23 protein-coding genes and 1 pseudogene are annotated in these 18,277 nt (G+C 50.5%); 14 read left to right on the forward strand and 10 right to left on the reverse strand.

The genetic code is table 11. The annotated features are described in order from the left end of the window. Positions 1–204: 204 nt before the first annotated feature. Positions 205–531, reverse strand: a complete 327-nt coding sequence (trxA, locus tag L2Y54_RS00475; protein ID WP_236499083.1) for a thioredoxin TrxA — start codon at positions 529–531, stop codon at positions 205–207. Positions 532–675: 144 nt separating this feature from the next. Here trxA and L2Y54_RS00480 point away from each other — a divergent pair, with 144 nt between their 5' ends. The 10 genes and pseudogenes from L2Y54_RS00480 to L2Y54_RS00530 all read left to right on the forward strand — a co-directional run bounded on the left by L2Y54_RS00480 (position 676) and on the right by L2Y54_RS00530 (position 7,219). Then, positions 676–1,362 (forward strand): DUF3108 domain-containing protein, encoded by a 687-nt coding sequence (locus L2Y54_RS00480; protein ID WP_236499085.1) that lies wholly within the window; start codon positions 676–678, stop codon positions 1,360–1,362. Between the two features lie 151 nt (positions 1,363–1,513). Next, positions 1,514–2,197 (forward strand): response regulator transcription factor, encoded by a 684-nt coding sequence (locus L2Y54_RS00485; protein ID WP_236499087.1) that lies wholly within the window; start codon positions 1,514–1,516, stop codon positions 2,195–2,197. Then, positions 2,194–2,529, forward strand: coding sequence for a hypothetical protein (locus L2Y54_RS00490; RefSeq protein WP_236499089.1), 336 nt, complete (start codon positions 2,194–2,196; stop codon positions 2,527–2,529). The genes L2Y54_RS00485 and L2Y54_RS00490 overlap by 4 nt, the downstream gene beginning before the upstream one ends. Positions 2,530–2,796: 267 nt before the next feature. Beyond that, a pseudogene (locus L2Y54_RS21940) lies at positions 2,797–3,664 on the forward strand (IS982 family transposase). 59 nt (positions 3,665–3,723) lie between these two features. Continuing rightward, entirely contained in the window at positions 3,724–3,939 is a 216-nt protein-coding gene (locus tag L2Y54_RS00505) for a hypothetical protein (RefSeq protein ID WP_236499091.1), read from the forward strand. A gap of 211 nt (positions 3,940–4,150) precedes the next feature. After that, a complete protein-coding gene (rph, locus tag L2Y54_RS00510; protein ID WP_236499092.1) occupies positions 4,151–4,867 on the forward strand; it encodes a ribonuclease PH in 717 nt (238 codons plus the stop codon). Further along, on the forward strand, positions 4,864–5,463 hold the full coding sequence (rdgB, locus tag L2Y54_RS00515) for an RdgB/HAM1 family non-canonical purine NTP pyrophosphatase (RefSeq protein ID WP_236499094.1): 600 nt from the start codon (positions 4,864–4,866) through the stop codon (positions 5,461–5,463). Before rph ends, rdgB begins: the two co-directional genes overlap by 4 nt. Next, on the forward strand, positions 5,460–6,005 hold the full coding sequence (gene gmhB, locus L2Y54_RS00520; RefSeq protein WP_236499096.1) for a D-glycero-beta-D-manno-heptose 1,7-bisphosphate 7-phosphatase: 546 nt from the start codon (positions 5,460–5,462) through the stop codon (positions 6,003–6,005). The genes rdgB and gmhB overlap by 4 nt, the downstream gene beginning before the upstream one ends. Beyond that, positions 6,002–6,739 (forward strand): lysophospholipid acyltransferase family protein, encoded by a 738-nt coding sequence (locus L2Y54_RS00525; protein WP_236499098.1) that lies wholly within the window; start codon positions 6,002–6,004, stop codon positions 6,737–6,739. The genes gmhB and L2Y54_RS00525 overlap by 4 nt, the downstream gene beginning before the upstream one ends. Before the next feature lie 156 nt (positions 6,740–6,895). Further along, entirely contained in the window at positions 6,896–7,219 is a 324-nt protein-coding gene (locus tag L2Y54_RS00530; RefSeq protein WP_236499099.1) for a hypothetical protein, read from the forward strand. An 88-nt stretch (positions 7,220–7,307) separates the two neighbouring features. Here L2Y54_RS00530 and L2Y54_RS00535 read toward each other — a convergent pair whose 3' ends face one another. The 7 genes from L2Y54_RS00535 to L2Y54_RS00565 all read right to left on the reverse strand — a co-directional run bounded on the left by L2Y54_RS00535 (position 7,308) and on the right by L2Y54_RS00565 (position 13,003). Continuing rightward, positions 7,308–7,931 carry an outer membrane beta-barrel protein gene (locus L2Y54_RS00535; protein WP_236499101.1) on the reverse strand — a complete coding sequence of 208 codons (624 nt, stop codon included), beginning with the start codon at positions 7,929–7,931 and terminating at the stop codon, positions 7,308–7,310. Between the two features lie 90 nt (positions 7,932–8,021). Beyond that, positions 8,022–8,414 carry a group II truncated hemoglobin gene (locus tag L2Y54_RS00540; protein WP_236499103.1) on the reverse strand — a complete coding sequence of 131 codons (393 nt, stop codon included), beginning with the start codon at positions 8,412–8,414 and terminating at the stop codon, positions 8,022–8,024. A gap of 79 nt (positions 8,415–8,493) precedes the next feature. Further along, the gene (locus L2Y54_RS00545) at positions 8,494–9,054 is read right to left on the reverse strand and encodes a hypothetical protein (protein ID WP_236499104.1); all 561 of its coding nucleotides are present in this window, start codon (positions 9,052–9,054) and stop codon (positions 8,494–8,496) included. A gap of 12 nt (positions 9,055–9,066) precedes the next feature. Next, positions 9,067–9,555 (reverse strand): hypothetical protein, encoded by a 489-nt coding sequence (locus L2Y54_RS00550; protein WP_236499106.1) that lies wholly within the window; start codon positions 9,553–9,555, stop codon positions 9,067–9,069. Between the two features lie 43 nt (positions 9,556–9,598). Beyond that, entirely contained in the window at positions 9,599–11,017 is a 1,419-nt protein-coding gene (locus tag L2Y54_RS00555) for an OmpA family protein (RefSeq protein WP_236499107.1), read from the reverse strand. A gap of 3 nt (positions 11,018–11,020) precedes the next feature. Then, positions 11,021–12,175: a hypothetical protein gene (locus tag L2Y54_RS00560; protein ID WP_236499109.1), complete on the reverse strand. Its 1,155-nt coding sequence runs from the start codon at positions 12,173–12,175 to the stop codon at positions 11,021–11,023. Between the two features lie 45 nt (positions 12,176–12,220). Beyond that, positions 12,221–13,003 carry an RICIN domain-containing protein gene (locus tag L2Y54_RS00565; protein ID WP_236499111.1) on the reverse strand — a complete coding sequence of 261 codons (783 nt, stop codon included), beginning with the start codon at positions 13,001–13,003 and terminating at the stop codon, positions 12,221–12,223. 113 nt (positions 13,004–13,116) lie between these two features. Between L2Y54_RS00565 and L2Y54_RS00570 the strand changes: the two genes are divergently transcribed. Then, positions 13,117–14,061, forward strand: coding sequence for a ribokinase (locus L2Y54_RS00570; protein WP_236499113.1), 945 nt, complete (start codon positions 13,117–13,119; stop codon positions 14,059–14,061). On the opposite strand, the gene L2Y54_RS00575 is transcribed toward L2Y54_RS00570, so the two are convergent. After that, complete coding sequence (locus L2Y54_RS00575; protein WP_236499115.1) at positions 14,021–14,845, reverse strand: GntR family transcriptional regulator; 825 nt, start codon at positions 14,843–14,845, stop codon at positions 14,021–14,023. The genes L2Y54_RS00570 and L2Y54_RS00575 overlap by 41 nt on opposite strands. Positions 14,846–15,027: 182 nt before the next feature. On the opposite strand from L2Y54_RS00575, the gene typA reads away from it, so the two are divergent. After that, the gene (gene typA, locus L2Y54_RS00580; protein ID WP_236501975.1) at positions 15,028–16,869 is read left to right on the forward strand and encodes a translational GTPase TypA; all 1,842 of its coding nucleotides are present in this window, start codon (positions 15,028–15,030) and stop codon (positions 16,867–16,869) included. A gap of 68 nt (positions 16,870–16,937) precedes the next feature. Next, positions 16,938–17,108 carry a hypothetical protein gene (locus tag L2Y54_RS00585; RefSeq protein ID WP_236499116.1) on the forward strand — a complete coding sequence of 57 codons (171 nt, stop codon included), beginning with the start codon at positions 16,938–16,940 and terminating at the stop codon, positions 17,106–17,108. Between the two features lie 3 nt (positions 17,109–17,111). On the opposite strand, the gene folE is transcribed toward L2Y54_RS00585, so the two are convergent. Next, complete coding sequence (gene folE, locus L2Y54_RS00590) at positions 17,112–17,663, reverse strand: GTP cyclohydrolase I FolE (protein WP_236499118.1); 552 nt, start codon at positions 17,661–17,663, stop codon at positions 17,112–17,114. A 185-nt stretch (positions 17,664–17,848) separates the two neighbouring features. Between folE and L2Y54_RS00595 the strand changes: the two genes are divergently transcribed. Further along, complete coding sequence (locus tag L2Y54_RS00595; protein WP_236499120.1) at positions 17,849–18,007, forward strand: NADPH-dependent FMN reductase family protein; 159 nt, start codon at positions 17,849–17,851, stop codon at positions 18,005–18,007. Positions 18,008–18,277: the final 270 nt, after the last annotated feature.

Here is an 18,277-nt window from a genome sequence, read left to right on the forward strand (position 1 = left end):
TTACCTTTGCCGTAATCGAAGCTATCGCCCGTTACAGTCTACGCAGAAATCTAGTGATTAAGAAAACGAGACAGGATTTTCAGGAATGAATCTGGATACAGACTCAAGTGCGATTAAACTAGCACGTCAGTTTCACAGAGTCCAGCAAAATAATCCCCGCAAGCCCCAAGGAGACGAAAAATCTCCAGGGGCACGAAGGTCTGTTTAGAGATTTTGGTTAAGGAATGCGGTTAACTGTGATTTAGACAGTGCACCTACCTTAGTCGCAGCCACTTCACCGTTTTTAAACAGCATGAGAGTGGGAATGCCACGGATGCCGTAACGCGGCGGAACACCTTTATTCTCGTCAATGTTCAACTTGGCTACTTTCAGCTTGTCGCCAAACTCACTGGCAATTTCATCCAGCAAGGGGGCAATCATTTTGCACGGCCCGCACCACTCCGCCCAGTAATCAACCAGCACGGGTACAGTGGATTTCAGCACATCTTGATCAAAAGTCGCATCGGAAAGGTAAATAATGTTGTTACTCACAGAAGGGTTCTCCCTGATTTTCGAGGTTTCACGACCGCTATTCTCTACTATTTTGCGCTATCTTTGTAGTATAGCGTTTAAGAACCAATACGGCTTGCGCTAGTCTAATCAGGTCGATAGCGTTTAACCAGAAGGAATACACTCATGAAGCTCTTGTGGATCGTTTCAGCAGCTTTAGCCTTAGCAACATCGACCAGCGTCGCCGCCCCTGATGCGTTTCAAGCCAGTTATACCGTCAGTGCCAAAGGGTTAGACATGGGCATTATGAATGCCAGTTTACACTACGACGGTGAGACGTATACCTACCAAAAAACCACCAAGGCAAACGGTTTAGCCGCCTTACTCAGTGGCGACACCTTGACCGAACGCAGCACTGGCAAGAAACAAGCAGCACAATTAATTCCCGAACAGTACCTGCACCACCACAAAAACAAACGCAAGGACCGAAAAGACGAATTTCGCTTCACCACCCCCACCCAAGTGGAAGGCACCTTTGATGGCAACGCCTATCAGCTCAGCGTTCCCAAGGGCACTTTGGATATGGCTGCGCTGGAATTGCATCTAATGGAGGCGCTTGCCACCAATCAAGCACTCAATTACCGCCTGATAAGCAAAGGAAAACTTCGGGATTACCGCTTGCGCAAACTCGGCAAAGAAACCATTGAGGTTCCCGCTGGCAGCTACGTATGTGAAAAGGTGGAAGTCATACACGACAATAATGAGCGCGAAACCACTCTATGGTTAGCGCCCAAACTGGATTACGCCATTGTACAGGTACGCCATAAAGAAGAGGGCGATGTGATCGAAACCCGTTTAAAACAATACCAATAACAGGGAAATACCATCGACAACCCTAATAATGGCAGCACCAGCCGACATTTTTTAGATTTTTGCAGCAAGACCCACTAAAATGTGGCGACGTCTGTTTTCAATGCTGTAATTTCTGGAAAAAATGAGTATCAATCACTATGAACACCACAACATGCCTCGCCGGGAGATTCTGCTAGTCGATGATGACGTGGTATTACATGCACTGTTACAAGAATATTTAACGGAACATCACTACCGCATTCATACTTTATTGAATGGCGAAGAAATAGATAGCTTTTGCCAAAACTCTCAACCGGATTTGATTTTGCTCGACATTATGTTACCTGGCAAAGATGGGCTATATTGGCTTGAATGGATAAAAAAACACCACCCGCACTTGCCAGTGATGTTATTGTCTGCAAAGAAATCAGCCGATGAGCGTTTGGCAGGGCTAGAGGTCGGTGCGGATGACTACCTCACCAAGCCATTTCATCCTAAAGAATTGCTTATCCGTCTCCAGAAAATTATCCGTAACCCTGCCCCCCCCAATAACCTCATAGCCATTGGTGACAACCGGTTTGACCCCCTGCACGAGAAGTTAGAGCGGGATGGCACGGTTATTAAACTCACCACGCAAGAAAACCGTTTATTAGAATTTTTTTGCCAAAATGCCGGGCAAGTGTTAACCCGCGACGCAATCTCCCACGCAATGAGCGGCAATGAACACCTGCCCCTCAATCGCAGCATCGACATGACCATCAACCGTTTACGCAAAAAACTGGGGGATGATGCCCATGACCCACAACACCTGCGCACCATTTGGCGCAAAGGTTATCGCCTGCTCATCAACGCATGAGCAGCGGCGTTTTATTTAGCACACTGATTGAGATGCTAGGCAAGGAAGCAGCCCATCGCTTTCTCACCCTAGCGCTGCCAGAACTTCAGCGCTCCCAACAGATGCTAATGACTAACCTGCAACAACAAGACTGGCAAGCGGCTGCGGCACTTGCCCACAAACTCATTGCCACCGCGCATTTGTACGACGTCGCCCCCCTGCAAGACACGCTGATCCACATTAAAGAGCGGAATCTGGCAGCGTTGCAACACCCCTCATTCATTCCCTCCCTCGCCCAGACATTCCAGCAAGTTCAGGACAATATCCTACTTTTCATATCGGATAATTATTGACCGAACCTTGTCCTGTTACATTTTCTTACAATTTTTTACGTTACAAACTCGGTAGCATTCGTTAAGGTTGTGTACGGCAAATAAAATAAGCTTGCTATAGAAAAGAAAAACTGATTAAGGATGTGGTCAATGATCAAGGGAATAAAAAGTGCAGTGTGTGCATCATTGCTACTTAACCTGAGTTCGGGATAAGGTAAGGCGCAGCCTTTCATGGGAGAATGTGAGTAACCACACACAACATTGACCCCACCAAAGGCTGCTACTGAGATGCTAACACGGTTATTCTGTGCCATTGACGATTTTTGTCAGGACTTTCATCCCGAATGGAACAAAACGTTATTGACCCCGAAAGGCGGGCATCGTCGTCGCCACAGTGGTCTTGGCGATAGTGAAATCATGACGATTTTGGTGCATTACCACCAAGTGGGGTATCGTACTTTCAAGTGGTATTATGAGCGTCATGTCAAAGTATTTCTTAAGGGTCATTTCCCGCAACTCCCTAGTTATCAACGTTTTATTGAGTTAATGCCGCGTGTTCTTTTGCCACTAACCCTGTTTATGCAGCAACGCTGTGAAACGGGGCGAGGTATTGCCTTCATAGACTCTACCCCTTGAAAGTCTGTGAAAATTTGCGTATTCCACGTCATCACACCTTTCGCAAAGACGCAGGGCGGGGTAAATCGTCAACAGGCTGGTTTTATGGGTTCAAACTTCATTTGGTCGTGGATGACTGCGGCAATATTTTATCGTTTGCCATTACTTCGGGTAATACCGATGACCGTAAGCCCGTTCCACGTTGCTGAAAAAAGTGGTCGGCAAAGTCTTTGGTGATCGTGGCTACATTTCCAAGGCATTGACAGAATCGTTGGCAGAGCAAGGGGTTGAATGGATTACCTCGCTGAAGAAAAACATGAAACCCGTGGCGCGTGACACGTTCGATACACTGATGTTGCGTAAACGGAGCATCATCGAAACCATCAATGATCAGTTGAAAAATATTTCACAAATTGAGCATTCACGCCACCGTTCACTCACTAACTATATGATTAACATCATTGCTGGCTTGGTGTCATATGCCTATCAAGATAAAAAACCAGCACTGGATTTAAAAACATCAGCATTGGTTGTGATCTAAATTGAGGGATGGCTTATCCCGAACTCAGGTTACTTAGCTGTCTGAATGTACAACCGGCTATGGCGTTATCGACCAAGGCAGTGCAAGCGCTGCAACAAACAGAGCACAGCGTTACCACCGAAGAAACGCTAGAGACAACGGAATTATTTACGGACTCATCCGGTTTGAACGACTTTTTGCCTGAATTGATTGGCCCGCACTTATATGTGTATTTATTGCAATCGGATCAATTCATTACCTTACTGGGTCTGATGAACACCCTCTGGGAAGAATAAATGATAAAAAAACCGTAAAACCTCCTTACTCGGCTCCCCGAACTGCGCCAAAATCGGAGAGTCTTTAACAGCCCTACTTACTCCCCTGTAGTTAGGGCTGTTTTTTTTTGCCTCACCCCTGCTTGCCTCTTTGCTTGTCATAACCGTGAAACCCACGCAAATGACGAGTATAATCCCCCCTCCCCCATCTAAGCGACATAAAGGATTCCCCATGAGGCCAAGCGAACGCGCCCCTGAGCAAATGCGAACGGTTACATTTACCCGCCATTACACCTGCCACGCGGAAGGCTCAGTACTAGTGGAATTCGGCAACACCAAGGTGCTGTGTACCGCCACCGTCGAAGACCGTTTACCCGGCTGGCTCAAAGGCAAAGGTCAAGGTTGGGTCACGGCGGAATACGGCATGTTGCCGCGTGCCACGGGTTCACGCACCGCACGCGAAGCCGCCAAAGGCAAACAAGGCGGACGCACCATGGAAATCCAGCGCTTAATCGGGCGTTCCCTGCGGGCAGTGGTCGATCTCGAAGCCCTCGGCGAATTCCAAATCACCATCGACTGCGACGTGATTCAAGCCGACGGCGGCACGCGCACGGCTTCAATCAGCGGTGCTTACGTCGCCTTGTGTGACGCGATTACTTGGCTGCAAAAAAACCGCCGCTTGAAGAAAAACCCGCTGCACGGGCAAATTGCCTCGGTTTCCGTCGGCATTTTTGACGGCGTGCCGGTGCTGGATTTGGATTACGCCGAAGATTCCAAAGCCGAAACCGACATGAACGTGGTGATGAACGAAGCCGGACAATTCATCGAATTGCAAGGCACTGCCGAAGGTCACGCCTTCCGCCGCGACGAACTCGATGCCCTGCTGGCATTAGCAGAAAAAGGCATTCGGGAAATCATGCAAGCACAACAACAGGCATTGGCATCATGAGTCAACGTATCGTCTTAGCGTCCGGCAATGCCGGAAAGCTGCGCGAATTCAACACAATGCTGGCAGATTTGGGCATTGAATTTGTGCGCCAAAGCGAATTCGGGGTGCAAGATGCTGACGAAACCGGCTTAACCTTCGTCGAAAACGCCTTGATCAAAGCGCGTAACGCCGCCCGATACACCGGAATGCCCGCCATGGCAGACGATTCCGGCATTGTGGTCGATGCTCTCGGTGGCGCACCGGGGTTATATTCCGCCCGTTATGCGGGGGAACACGGCGACGATGCTGCCAATAACGCCAAATTGCTGGAAGCCTTGCAAGACGTGCCGGACGCACAACGCACTGCACGTTTCTACTGCTGCATCGTTTACCTGCGTCATGCAGAAGATCAATTGCCGATCATTGCCGAAGCCAGTTGGGAAGGTCGTATTCTGCACAGCTTAAGCGGGGCAAACGGCTTTGGTTACGACCCATTGTTCTACGTGCCAACCCACGGCTGCTCCTCCGCCGAACTGCCAGCGGAAGAAAAAAACCGCATTAGCCATCGCGGGCAAGCCTTGCGTAAATTGCATGAATTGTTGGAAAACGCCCGGTGAAACTCATCATCCTCGACCGTGACGGCGTGATTAACGAAGACTCCGATGCGTTCATCAAATCGGTGGACGAATGGATTCCGATCCCCGGTAGCATTGCAGCGATGGCGCGACTCTATCACGCCGGGTACACGCTGGCGATTGCCACCAACCAATCGGGCATTGCTCGCGGCTATTACGACGTTGCGACCTTGGATGCGATGCACGCCAAACTGCGCCACTTATTAGCCGCGCACGGTGGTGAAGTCGCTTACATCGCCTATTGCCCGCACCTTGGCAGCGATCATTGTGACTGCCGCAAACCGAAACCGGGGATGCTGCTGACTATTGCAGAACATTTCGGCATGAATCCCGCGCAAGCCCAAGTTGTCGGTGATTCGTTACGCGATTGGCAAGCTGCCGCTGCGGTAGGCGCAAGCTATGCCCAAGTCCGCACCGGCAAAGGCTTGCGCACGCTGGCAGAGGGCAAGCTCCCTGCCGCTATACCCGTGTTTGATAATCTGGCAGACTACGCCGACTCACTTTTGGGAAACACTTTCGCATGAATGCATTCAACACGCTTTGGCTAGGCACTCGTGCCGCGATTTTCTGGGTAGGCTTTGCGGTCAGCACCTTATTGGCAGGCTTGCTAACCCCGTTGGCTTGGCTGTTTCCGCTCAAATACCGTTACCCCGCCACCACCTTGTGGAACTGTTTCAACCGCTGGTGGCTGGAGGTGACTTGCGGGGTGAAATACCAAGTGATCGGGCGCGAAAACATCCCCACCGATAGCGCCTTCATAATCATGGCAAATCACCAGTCAACTTGGGAAACCTTCGCGATCCCCTGTATTTTTCCGCAACAATTAAGCTGGGTGATGAAACGCGAATTGTTGAAGATTCCGTTTTTTGGCTGGGGCTTGCGACTGATTCGCCCGATTGCGATTGACCGCAATGCTGGGAAAGCGGCCGTCAAACAAATTTCGCATCAAGGTAAAGCCCTGTTACAAGAAGGTATCAGCGTGGTCATTTTCCCCGAAGGCACGCGCGTAGCACCTGAGGAGAATGTGCCGTTCAAAATCGGTGGGGCAATCCTCGCTTCACACTCTGGCTTTCCGGTACTTCCCGTCGCGCATAACGCGGGGTTAAGCTGGAAACGCCATGCGTGGATCAAAAAACCCGGCACTATTACCGTTAGCATCGGTCCGGCATTTGCCACCAAGGGCTTAAAAACCGATGCCATTAATCAACAGGCACAAAGCTGGATTGAAGCTGAAAAAGCCCGCTTGCCTGCGATTTAGATCGCTCCATACCTTGCTAATTTATTTATTGGCATCCATAAATAAATTCACGGTCACTAATTGCGCATTTCGTGTTCACTTCCATCAAAATCAGACTACTATTTAATCCGTAGTTCAGGTTTTGTTCACAGTTACCGATCAGCAAGGAGTGCGCCCATGTCAGTAAGAAAGCTCATACGTAACGCTATAACAACTTTCGTTACCACCCTTGTTTTAAGCAGTGCTTACGCCTACGCCGCGCCTAATGGCGAAGTGCTGTTTAGTGCAACCGAGGGCGGCAAACCCATTATGCGTACAGTTCAATGGGAAATTTTTAATCTGGATAGCAACAGTAAGCAAGAAGACGTGCGGCATACCTTCACCGTCAAGCTACCACCGGGTGAATACCTCGCCAAGCTCAGGTGTGACGGCAAGGATTACGAGCGCCCATTCAAAATTGCCACGCCATTCCATAACGTGCTGATTGAGTGTGGTCATTGAGACCGGGCAATAGGGAAGTGGAAAAACAGCCGGATAATGTTCATCATCCGGCTCAAAACAGACATCAAAACCAACTCAACAAAAATTGTTAGAAGTTGTAGTGCAGACCTACCGTTGCGGTGGTGACACCCGTGTCAGCCGTACCAACCACGCCTGACTCAATGATCTTGGATTGCTCACCCATACTTACAAAATGATCAACGCCTGCACGCATCCCAAAATGTTCGCTGAAATTGTACTCAGCCCCCACCCCAACAACCGGCGTCACACCGGAATCATCGGCATTACTTGCGCTGGTGAATGCTTCACTTTCCCAAAAAGCAGCGCCAACTTTACCAAACAAGCCCACGTTTTGGGTCAAAGCTTTACGCCCGACAGCACTCAAGGTCAAGGCTTGAGATTGTTGATCGCCACGGACTGCGCCACCATCTTGCTCGATACGTGCCGTGTAATCCATATCCGTGAAGCCTGCTTCTACCGCCAGATTAGGGCTAACCGGATAACCTGCATACACATTGACTGCCCGGTCAGTGTCACACACTTCACGACACGCCACACCACCCACACCACAAGTTGAACTCAGATCATTGTCATCGACAGAGCTATTAATACCGTAACCTGCGCCCACATAAGGCGCTTTCGGCGAACCTGCCATTGCTACACTGCTGAACAATACAACCGCAACACTTACCAAAGGCAAATATTTATTCATCTACGTTTCCTCATTTATGTTTATGCTCTAATGAATTTAGCAGAAATGAAGGAAATCGTTATTTATTGTTTTTATAAGGATGAATATTTATCAGCCCGCCCGATTCCGCATGTGGTCTGCTACGTTTGCAAAGGAAGCTTTTAACTGCATTTTTAGCAAATCATCGCCCACTTGCTCATCCAACGCGGTATCCATGCACAATAACCATTGATCACGCATTTGCGTATCCACCGGAAACGGCAAATGCCGCGCCCGCAAACGCGGATGCCCGTATTCCGCTTCATACAATCCCGGCCCGCCTAGCCAGCCAGATAAAAACTTGAACAGCTTATCACGGGCAGATTGCAAATCTTGCGCATGAATCTTGCGTAACTCCCACGCTTCCGGCAATTCATCCATCAAGTCATAAAAGCGGTTCACCAAGCGCAACACGCCTGCCTCGCCGCCGAGCATGTCGTAATGGGTTCTAATTGGTAATTCCATCCTGAATAATCCGTAGCCTGCTTAAAAGTGGCAAGTCTACGGATTTTCACGCCAATTGGGGATGGGATTTCGCAAAGGCTTACAGTTTATCCGCAGCTACGCGGGCAAGATTTTCGAGTTTACTGACCTCAGGGTCTCCTTTGAGAGCGACTGCACCGAGCGTCATCACCACGCGCCCTTTGCGGAAAATCAGTTGCGTGTTGGATAGCAGATCGAGATTGCCAACATGCAGGTAGGCTTCATCGCCAATCCCGCTGAGTGTCCGCTGAGACTGCTGGTTGGTAGTTTTCATGGCATCATTAATAACGCCCCCCATGAAGTCCTGCATTTTCAGCGACATCCGCATGGTTTCTTGGGCTTCTGCTGCATTAGCGTTGGGCATGAGCGTGATGGTTAACATGGAAAATGGGGCAATATCCGTCACATTGCCTTTGCTGTTGTAAACACAGGTTTCTGGTTCGTCCGCCATCACCTCCACGCTGTTACTGAATGTGCCTTGCACGTCAGCCGGGGTAAGCAATTGGCAGGGTGACAGGATTTCACGCGATGATGAACTGGTTGTCGCTTGGCTAGACGCCGTGTCATCTCCGCAACCAACCAATACCAGAAGCAATACGGGCAACAGTAAGCGTGTTTGCATGGCAAGATTCTCTTACAGCTTGGGAGCACTGACATCTTTGTAACGGGTAGCCGAGGTGGTTTTGCCATCCTCGGTAGCGGATTTGTAGGGCAAGCCATCATCCTTACCGATATACAATTTGACTGTACCCTCACCCAATTCACCTGCCTCGCCACTGTGGTAACTCAATACATTGACATCGACACCATCAATGCTATCCGTACCTGCATCCTTGCATTCGCTCACTTTGAATGAGCCATCTTTAATCATGCCAATCGCAATTTTTTCAGCTTCGTCCAAATTCATCGGCGATTTTTCCCATTTACCATCCATATTCATGAAAAACTGCCCGTCTACTTTAATGGATTCGAGTTTTGTACCTTCCGATTCCACCGTGGAATGCCATGCGGCTTGGGTGAGTTTGGCTTCGCTGGCTTTGAGAATGGGTTCACAGGCGGCATCCAGTGCAAAAACCGGCGGCAGCAGGGTGAATAATACGGTAGCGGCAAGTATACGTTTCATCGTCAACTCCTTAGGGTGATCAGCTTTGATTAAGTATAGGCAATTATTGGCGCACCAATTCTACCCGACGGTTACGGGCGCGGCCTTCGAGGGTATCATTGGTATCACGCGGACTGGCTTCGCCATACCCTTGAGTGCTCAAACGGTTATCCGCAATCTTGAAGCGTTCCACTAGGGCGGTTTTCACCGCTATGGCACGGCGGTTGGAGAGGTCAAGGTTAAAACTGTCGCTGGCGATGCTATCCGTATGCCCGCCGATAGCGAGCTTCCAGTCGGGGCGTTTGTTGAGTAGGTCGGCAATGATGTGTAGGGTTTCATCCGATTCCGGGCGCAGTGTGGCGCTGTTGAAGCTGAAAAAGATGTCGTAGATGTCGACTTTCTCGCCTTCTTGCAGGGCTTTTTCCAACTCGGCGGCTTTGTTGCCACTGCCTGTGCCGTTGCCACTATCTGTACCAAGACTCAGGCTACCTGCACCGTTGCCCATTGAACCCGTACCTGTGCCACCGCCACCATTGCCAGTACCCGCGCCCGTACCGCTGCCACTGTTCGCGCCGCCACTACCTGTGGGGAAAGGTTCGGTATCGGTGTCGAATTCGCCGGATATTTCCAGCGGTTTACCCGTATTGGTCGCTATCGGCAAGTCATCGCTGCTGTGGCAGTCAAACGTAATCTGTGTGACCTGCAAACGATCCCGTTCTGACGGTGCGGGCGATGTTGCGGCGATTTCTTCCAACATTTTAGTCATCACTGGGTCGTCGGCAAACTTGGCTCTCAAGGCTTCATCTGCACCAAAACCCAGACGGAATTTGAGTATCAGTGGATTATCGGGATCATCCAGCACAAAAAACTCAGCTTTTTCCTCACCGAACAAGCCGTTGATGTGTAATGCAGGCAATTCTGCCGGTTTGCCATTCAGCAATACCGGAAAGGGAACGGGGGTTTTATCGGACAATTCCAGCGCGTACACCGAGGGCGCAAACCACCAACGATAGGGCGAATCGGGGTCAAGCACGTTTTCCGAGGTGGCACTGTAGTTGAGCGTGGTAACGATGGAAACGTCTGCTTTGCCCGTGGTTTTCAAGCGGGTGTAGTTGTCGTGGGTCAGGCTGATAGCAACGCTGTTCGGCACAGTTTCCGGCAGAATCGGGCTGAAAATTGCCAGATAGTAAGGTGCTTTTTGCTGGTCTGCGTGCAAGATACGGCGGGTGACGTTGGTGGCAACCAGTTCCGGTGGCTTGTCGCTGAAGGGGTCATCGACCTCGTGTTCGCTGGAATAATGCAGGGTGATACTGGCTTCATCCAAGGCAGTAATGCGCTTGATGGATTCATAGTCGCCGCTGCTTTGGTTGATGGCAGTGACAATGTGCAAACCGGGGCATAGCGGAACGGTGGGTGTAGTGGCTGCAACACTGGCATTGCTGACGATGAGCAAAAGCGGGAGCGCAATGGGGTGGGTATTCATGCTTTAGCGTCCTATCGCACCCATGCCGGGTACACCTATACCGAGGCAGAACATGTTTTGTTTTTTGGCACGATACACGCAGGCATCGCCACCACCTGCTTCGGCATTGTAACCAGCGGAAAAAATACCTTCCCCATCGGGTTGACGGATGGTGATATTACCACCTTCACCTGTACCCTCCTGACTTTTGGCAAGTGTGGTAATCGCTTCCCCTGCGTCGTTGTACAACACAATCATGCGTGGTTCGGAGATAAGCGCAGCGGTGTCTTTTCCACCTTTTGCCACACTGACAACGCCCGTTTGACCGTCGCTGGATGTGCCAACGAAAGCAACGTTTTCGCCTTGAGTGTTGGCTGCCATGACAGTGCCGGAGCCGCTGGTGGTGGGGTTTGTGCCTGCGGAAACCACTACTTTGCCCGCTTCGTCATACAAGCGCAGGGCAAATTTCTTGCCGGGGCGCAAAGCCATTTCGCCCAAGGGTTGTCTGCTGTCAGCGTTACTGACGACCATACCATTGACTCCTTCTTCAGGAGAGCCAAGGGCGGTACGGACACCATTGCTGGTTAAAACGGCTTGGCTGATATTGGCATCCGCATTGAGGTAGCCAATATTGCTTTTATTCGCGGCAACAACACGGGCAGACTCACCGTCAATCAACAGTTCCGCCATGGCTTTGCCAGGCTCACCCAGACGCAGGCTTGAAATGCCTTTGTCAGAATTAACTGTCATCAGGGTTTTGCCTGCGGCATCAATTACTTTAAACGGGGCTTGTACAGTATGACGACTGGCTTCCAGTTTTTGTTCGAGTGTATTTATCCGCGCTTCTAAGCGGGCGAGTTCTTCCATTACCTGACTTAAATTAGGTGGAGTTGGTGTGCTGCCTCCACCGTTACTGGGTGGACGATCTTTGCCTTCACGCCAGGTATTCATCTCCTCCATCCAGTTAATGATCTCGCCAAGGCTTTGGTCAATAAAGTGAACGGTATCTTCTGCACTAAACACCTTGATACCTGACCCTGCCACTTCAACGGGAGCAAGCTGAATGTCTAATCTTTTCTGCCAATAGGTGGGCAACTCTTGCGGTGCAGCAAATGCCAATGTTGCCCACGGCAACAGTATGAAAAAGACAGTTAAACGCAAGCGAAACAAAATAGACATTAACTCTCTCCTCTGCACTATTAACGTATAACGTAAGCCACTGCTTTATTTAATAGGAATTGAATAACAGCCACCCAACTCTGTGTCCCGTGCAGCAGTTTCTGCTTTCAGCATATCGGCATTCGCCTTATTATCCACACACCACCCGTAATGACTGTCACGGTTTCCTTGCCAGCGTGCATTAGGACCTAATTTGCAATCCAGTTGATTAGCTTTTTCAAACGCCACTTTTTTCTCGAACTGGGCAACCGCTCCATCAGCATACTCACCACACAGTTTTTCAATCATCGTTACAGGTGGAATCGTCGGCAAGGGAGATGTGTATGCAACCATTTCCCAGCGTACATTGGGCTGATCCACGCATTCCCACCCCGTGATAGGGTCGCCGTTGTTCAGTGTTGCCCCCTGCTGATGCAAGCAGTATCCATTGGAGGACTGAAGTTTGATGAATTTCCCTTCACTAGGTAATTGCAGCCAAGTTTGGGTTGGCTTGCCATCGTAAGTACACGTTTCCTGAATGAGCGGTATATCGTTCACCCTCTCCGGTGTTTTCAATGCCAAACATTTACCACTATGCTGGAAACGCAGAGAAAAATAACCGCTACCCAGTGGCATTTTTTCAAGCCTTACATTCGGTTGATCGACGCAATCCCATTGCGTGACTGCGCCCCCGTCGGCTTGGGATGCGCCGTGTTGATGGGCGCATTTACCGCTGTGTTGTGCCTTTAAATAAAACGTTCCTTCCGGGGTAGGGTCTGCCATAACGCTTGCTGTCAAACCAAGCATAGCTATCGACATGGATACAAGGCAGGCATTCATTCTGTTCATGACATCATCCTCGCAAATGATTTTAAGATGCCAATATAGTACCAAAATATCCTGTTTGCAACCCCTCTTATTCCCCCTACACTGCGCTCAATCAAATTGCGAAGGAACACTGTATGGGTGTATTTGTATTGGGTAGCTACATCAATGCCAACAGTATGACAGTCAAGCAATTGCCCACAGCGGGGGCATCGGTACAGGCTGAAAACTTATGGACAGAACACGGCGGTAAAGGGCTGAATCTGGCCGTGGGAATGCACCGTTTAGGCTTACTAACACATACACTGCTTGCCGTGGGAGATGATGCCGCCGGGGATTCGCTGTTAACACGGTTACAGGTCGAAGGCATGAATACACAAGGGATTGTGCGTAGCACAGTTCCCTCTGGTTTTGGTATCGGTTTGGTAGCGGCTGATGGCAACAACATTATCGTGGTCTATCCGGGAGCTAATGCACAACTGAATACACATCACGTACAAGCAGCCAGCAGTATCCTGCGTGACTGCCAACTGGTTTGCGCCCAATTTGAAATCCCCGATGCCCCAATATTGGAAGCCTTCCAGCAAGCACGGCAACACGGCATTAAAACCTTACTGAATCCCTCCCCTTGGCGCGTTCCTGACCCGGCAATATTGGCACTGACCGATATGTTGGTACTCAACGAAACCGAAGCAGCGGCTTGTTTTGGCATTGAAGACGCGCCGACCTTATCGCCTGCCCAATGGTTACGCTTATTGCCGACATTGGCCTGGCAGGGGCAATTATTGGTGGTGACATTAGCAGAGCGCGGCTGTATTGCGTTCTCGTGTGGGCAGCCAGCCATTCATGAACCGGCATGGACTGTTACCCCCGCTGACCCCACCGGAGCAGGCGACGCATTTACTGCGGGGCTGGTATATGCGCTGCTACACCACTATCCGCTGCCAAATGCCTTATGTTTTGCGAATGCCTGTGGGGCAATGGTGGCATCCCAACCGGGCGTATTGCCTGCATTGCCGCAGGTTGCCGCCGTGCAGGTGTTTATGGCTGGGCAGGAGCGGGCGGACTCATTTTCAAAGTAATCCGGTAAGTATACGCATCGCCACGGAATGTCCCCTCGACGTATTCCACCATTTGCCCGCTAGTGGCGTAAGTTTTACGCTTCAGTAACAAGCATGGTCCTGGTTCGGCAAAGCCAAACGCCGTCATTTCATCGGCATTGCTCATCGCCGCTTCAATGGTTTGCTCACCATCCGCCAAGGTCACACCACAGTGCTGTTGCAGGAATTGGTAAGCCGAACCGACCACATCCCAATCTGCCAATGCGGGGGCAAGTGTCAAGTCATACCAAGCTACTTCACGGGTCATCGGCACACCATCGCCCAGACGCAAACGCACCAACTTGAGAAAACGTGCAGTGGAAGGACGGTTGAAAATCGAAGCAATAGTGCGATCACAAACAATCTGGCGTTCCAGCAATTGAGTAGAAGGCTCCACCCCGATTTCGAGCATTTCCTCGGTAAAGCCTTTGAGCTTGCCAATTTCCGGGTTGATACGTGGTGGCGATTTAACAATTACCCCCGCCCGCCCATGCGTACTAATGAAATCCTGCTCACGCAACTCATCGTAACAGCGCCGAATCGTGGTACGACTTAACCGCAGTGCTTCCGCCAAGGTTCGTTCAGAGGGCAAACTATAGCCTTCCCCCAACTCCCCCGCTTGGATCATCTGGATAATTTGGCGTTGTAATTGCCGATACATGGGTTCCGCGATCCCGGTATCCGGCTTCAAACGCTGAATGAACGCAGCACTATCATTGACCGCATTCAGCGTGGTATCAACTTCTCGGAAAGCAACTGAACTCATAAGCGTTTATTTAACCTTTACACTGAACCCATGTGATAACCATACCATAAAAAACCATATTTTCGGCTCACTCTACCATTTACTTGCAGCAATCAGACGCTAAAACCGTAAATTCATTAGAAAATTACTATATTGTCAGTATAATCGCGCCTTTCCATGAATACTTATTGAGTACCTTAGCTGTGATCCAGAATCTGCGAAACATCGCCATCATCGCCCACGTTGACCACGGGAAAACCACCTTGGTTGACAAATTGTTACAACAATCCGGCACGTTAGGCGAACGCGCCGACGTAACCGAACGGATGATGGACTCTAACGCGCTGGAGAAAGAGCGCGGCATTACCATCTTGGCAAAAAATACTGCCCTGCGTTGGACTAACCCTGCCGATGGCATCGAATACCGCATTAACATCGTCGACACCCCAGGGCACGCGGACTTCGGTGGCGAAGTAGAGCGTGTATTGTCAATGGTTGACTCCGTATTACTGCTGGTTGACGCGGTGGATGGCCCTATGCCACAAACCCGTTTCGTTACCCAGAAAGCCTTTTCCCACGGTTTGAAACCGATTCTGGTTGTGAACAAAATTGACCGCCCCGGCGCAAACCCGCACCGCGTGATGGATCAGGTGTTTGAACTGTTCGACAACCTCGGTGCAACCGATGAGCAACTCGACTTCCCCGTGGTGTACGCTTCTGCCCTGAACGGCTTTGCCGGTTTGGAAGAAACCGTGAACAGTGGCGACATGACCCCATTGTTCCAAACCATTATCGACAGTGTAGCTGCACCCGACGTTGACCCTGACGCACCGTTCCAGTTGCAAATCAGCCAATTGGACTACAACTCCTACCTCGGCATTATCGGGATAGGGCGTATCAAGCAAGGTCGCGTTAAAACCAACACCCAAGTTAAAGTCATCGACACCGAAGGCAAGATCCGTAACGGTCGTGTCCTGAAAATCCTCGGCTTCAACGGTCTGGATCGCGTCGAAGTCAACGAAGCGCAAGCGGGCGACATTATCGCATTCTCCGGCATGGACGAACTGCACATTTCCGACACCGTGTGTGACCCGGAAAATGTAGTAGCACTGCCAGCGTTGAGCATTGACGAGCCGACCGTCACCATGACATTCCAAGTCAATACTTCACCGTTTGCAGGCAAAGAAGTCAAAACCGGCACCTCTTCACGCCGCCTGAACGAGCGTTTGAAGCAAGAATTGCTGCACAACGTGGCGTTGCGCGTCGAAGACACCGATGACCCTGAGAAATTCAAAGTTTCCGGTCGTGGCGAATTGCACTTGGGCATTCTGATCGAAAACATGCGTCGTGAAGGTTATGAACTCGCGGTTTCCCGCCCTGAAGTTATCGTGCGCGAAATCGACGGCGTGAAAATGGAACCGTTTGAAAACGTGACCGTTGACATTGAAGAGTCCAGCCAAGGCAAAGTCATGGAAGCACTGGGTGAACGCCGTGCTGAACTGAAAGACATGGCACCGGATGGCAAAGGTCGGGTACGTTTGGAATACCGGATGCCCGCACGCGGCTTGATCGGCTTCCAAACCGATTTCATGACCATGACCTCTGGTACTGGCTTGATTTACCACGTTTTTGATAGCTACGCACCGTACAAAACCGGTGCGATTGGCAACCGTCACAACGGCGTATTGATTTCCAACGGCACAGGCAAAGCCTTGGCTTACGCCCTGTTCAGCCTGCAAGATCGGGGCAAGTTGTTCGTCGGTCACACCGAAGAAGTGTACGAAGGTCAGGTCATCGGCATCCATACCCGTGACAACGACCTGGTGGTTAACCCGCTGAAAGCCAAGCAGTTAACCAACATTCGCGCTTCCGGTACTGACGAAAACCTGATCCTTGTCCCGGCGATCCGCATGACGCTGGAACAGGCGATGGAATTCATCGACGACGACGAACTGGTTGAAATCACGCCAAAGAACATCCGTATCCGCAAGCGTTTCCTGCTTGAGCATGAGCGTAAGCGTGCTACGCCAAAGAAAGAGGCGTAAGCCAAACAGCGAAAAGGGGTCAATCAAGACCCCTTTTTCCATTTAACCTTGAGAGAAAGGGCTTTATTATGAAAAAAACGTTATTACTGACCGTATTACTCAGCAGCGTGCTCTTGCAGGGCTGCGCCGTGCAAATGGCAAGTTCTGCTGTGGGCGTCGTGGCTGGCACGGCCATTGGGGTGGCGAAAGTGCCTTTCCAAGTCGGTGGTGCTGTCGTTGATGTGGTCAGCGGCGACTAAACCTTACCCCTTGATCAGTTGCAGGAATTCCTGCCGCGTGCGGCTATTCTCGCGGAACTCCCCTAACATCATCGACGTTACCGTGGAGGATTGCTGTTTTTGCACGCCGCGCATCATCATGCAGAAATGCTGGGCTTCCAGCACCACACCAACGCCTGCCGCGCCGGTCACTTGCTGAATCGCGTCGGCAATCTGCTTGGTCATGTTTTCCTGAATCTGCAAACGTCTGGCGTACATATCGGTAATGCGGGCAATCTTCGATAGCCCCAGCACCTTACCCTTGGGCAAGTACGCAATATGCGCCTTGCCGACAAAGGGCAGCATATGGTGTTCGCACAAGGAATAAAATTCGATGTCTTTCACCACCACCATTTCGTCATTATCAGAATCGAAAACCGCGCCATTCACGATGGTTTCCAGCGATTGTTGGTAGCCTTGGGTCAAAAAACCGAAGGCTTTGGCAGCGCGTTCCGGGGTTTTTTGCAACCCGTCGCGGGTAATATCTTCACCGATGCTGGTAATCAGCTCGGCGTAGAGTTGGCTGGCGTCTGTCATTGTTATTGTCCTGCTGGGTAGTTTACATATGACAGCAACGTTAAGCTGATTACCCACCGATGACAAGTAAGACGGAAAAAACTAGTACATATTGATGCTCACCTCATAAACCCCACCAACAACCAAAAACTCCCCCTCCCCCCGATACAGCGTCAGGTGCGACTGTAGCGAATGCAACAAAGCCAGTGCGTACTGACGTCCGGCAAGGTGATTGCGCTGTACGGGCTGGGCGATCAGGAAAGCTGGTGTTGGATCAGCAGTCACAGAGTTTGCTGACCGAGGCGCGGTTGAGTGCATGGATTGAGGCGATTAAACCGGCGTTATTGGCGAAATTGGTTGGATAACTCTCCCATAGGGGCTGCAAACCAACCTGTGTCACGCCCCATAACCGACTTTATCCCGCGTCGTTAGGGCGATTAGATTGGATTTGCCTAAGTTCAGTTTTGCCAGCACCTTTTGCGCTAAAGAATCGCCCAATGGCGGTGAGTAGGCGTTGTAACAGGCAGCACATCCCCTTGAATACAAACGTAATGACGCAAACCTAATCGTCGGGTATGAGTAGCGCAAGCGACCCTACGCACCCATTGCATTTATAGGCGCATTATTATAAAATG

It is taken from the genome of Thiothrix winogradskyi (assembly GCF_021650935.1).
GTDB lineage: Bacteria > Pseudomonadota > Gammaproteobacteria > Thiotrichales > Thiotrichaceae > Thiothrix > Thiothrix winogradskyi.

Bases quoted from the DNA above. Each gene is read 5' to 3' on its own strand.
- L2Y54_RS00480 (WP_236499085.1), top strand. From the start codon at position 676: ATGAAGCTCTTGTGGATCGTTTCAGCAGCTTTAGCCTTAGCAACATCG.
- L2Y54_RS00485 (WP_236499087.1), top strand. From the start codon at position 1,514: ATGCCTCGCCGGGAGATTCTGCTAGTCGATGATGACGTGGTATTACAT.
- L2Y54_RS00490 (WP_236499089.1), top strand. From the start codon at position 2,194: ATGAGCAGCGGCGTTTTATTTAGCACACTGATTGAGATGCTAGGCAAG.
- L2Y54_RS00505 (WP_236499091.1), top strand. From the start codon at position 3,724: ATGGCGTTATCGACCAAGGCAGTGCAAGCGCTGCAACAAACAGAGCAC.
- rph (WP_236499092.1), top strand. From the start codon at position 4,151: ATGAGGCCAAGCGAACGCGCCCCTGAGCAAATGCGAACGGTTACATTT.
- rdgB (WP_236499094.1), top strand. From the start codon at position 4,864: ATGAGTCAACGTATCGTCTTAGCGTCCGGCAATGCCGGAAAGCTGCGC.
- L2Y54_RS00525 (WP_236499098.1), top strand. From the start codon at position 6,002: ATGAATGCATTCAACACGCTTTGGCTAGGCACTCGTGCCGCGATTTTC.
- L2Y54_RS00530 (WP_236499099.1), top strand. From the start codon at position 6,896: ATGTCAGTAAGAAAGCTCATACGTAACGCTATAACAACTTTCGTTACC.
- L2Y54_RS00535 (WP_236499101.1), bottom strand. From the start codon at position 7,931: ATGAATAAATATTTGCCTTTGGTAAGTGTTGCGGTTGTATTGTTCAGC.
- L2Y54_RS00540 (WP_236499103.1), bottom strand. From the start codon at position 8,414: ATGGAATTACCAATTAGAACCCATTACGACATGCTCGGCGGCGAGGCA.
- L2Y54_RS00545 (WP_236499104.1), bottom strand. From the start codon at position 9,054: ATGCAAACACGCTTACTGTTGCCCGTATTGCTTCTGGTATTGGTTGGT.
- L2Y54_RS00550 (WP_236499106.1), bottom strand. From the start codon at position 9,555: ATGAAACGTATACTTGCCGCTACCGTATTATTCACCCTGCTGCCGCCG.
- L2Y54_RS00555 (WP_236499107.1), bottom strand. From the start codon at position 11,017: ATGAATACCCACCCCATTGCGCTCCCGCTTTTGCTCATCGTCAGCAAT.
- L2Y54_RS00560 (WP_236499109.1), bottom strand. From the start codon at position 12,175: ATGTCTATTTTGTTTCGCTTGCGTTTAACTGTCTTTTTCATACTGTTG.
- L2Y54_RS00565 (WP_236499111.1), bottom strand. From the start codon at position 13,003: ATGAACAGAATGAATGCCTGCCTTGTATCCATGTCGATAGCTATGCTT.
- L2Y54_RS00570 (WP_236499113.1), top strand. From the start codon at position 13,117: ATGGGTGTATTTGTATTGGGTAGCTACATCAATGCCAACAGTATGACA.
- L2Y54_RS00575 (WP_236499115.1), bottom strand. From the start codon at position 14,845: ATGAGTTCAGTTGCTTTCCGAGAAGTTGATACCACGCTGAATGCGGTC.
- L2Y54_RS00585 (WP_236499116.1), top strand. From the start codon at position 16,938: ATGAAAAAAACGTTATTACTGACCGTATTACTCAGCAGCGTGCTCTTG.
- folE (WP_236499118.1), bottom strand. From the start codon at position 17,663: ATGACAGACGCCAGCCAACTCTACGCCGAGCTGATTACCAGCATCGGT.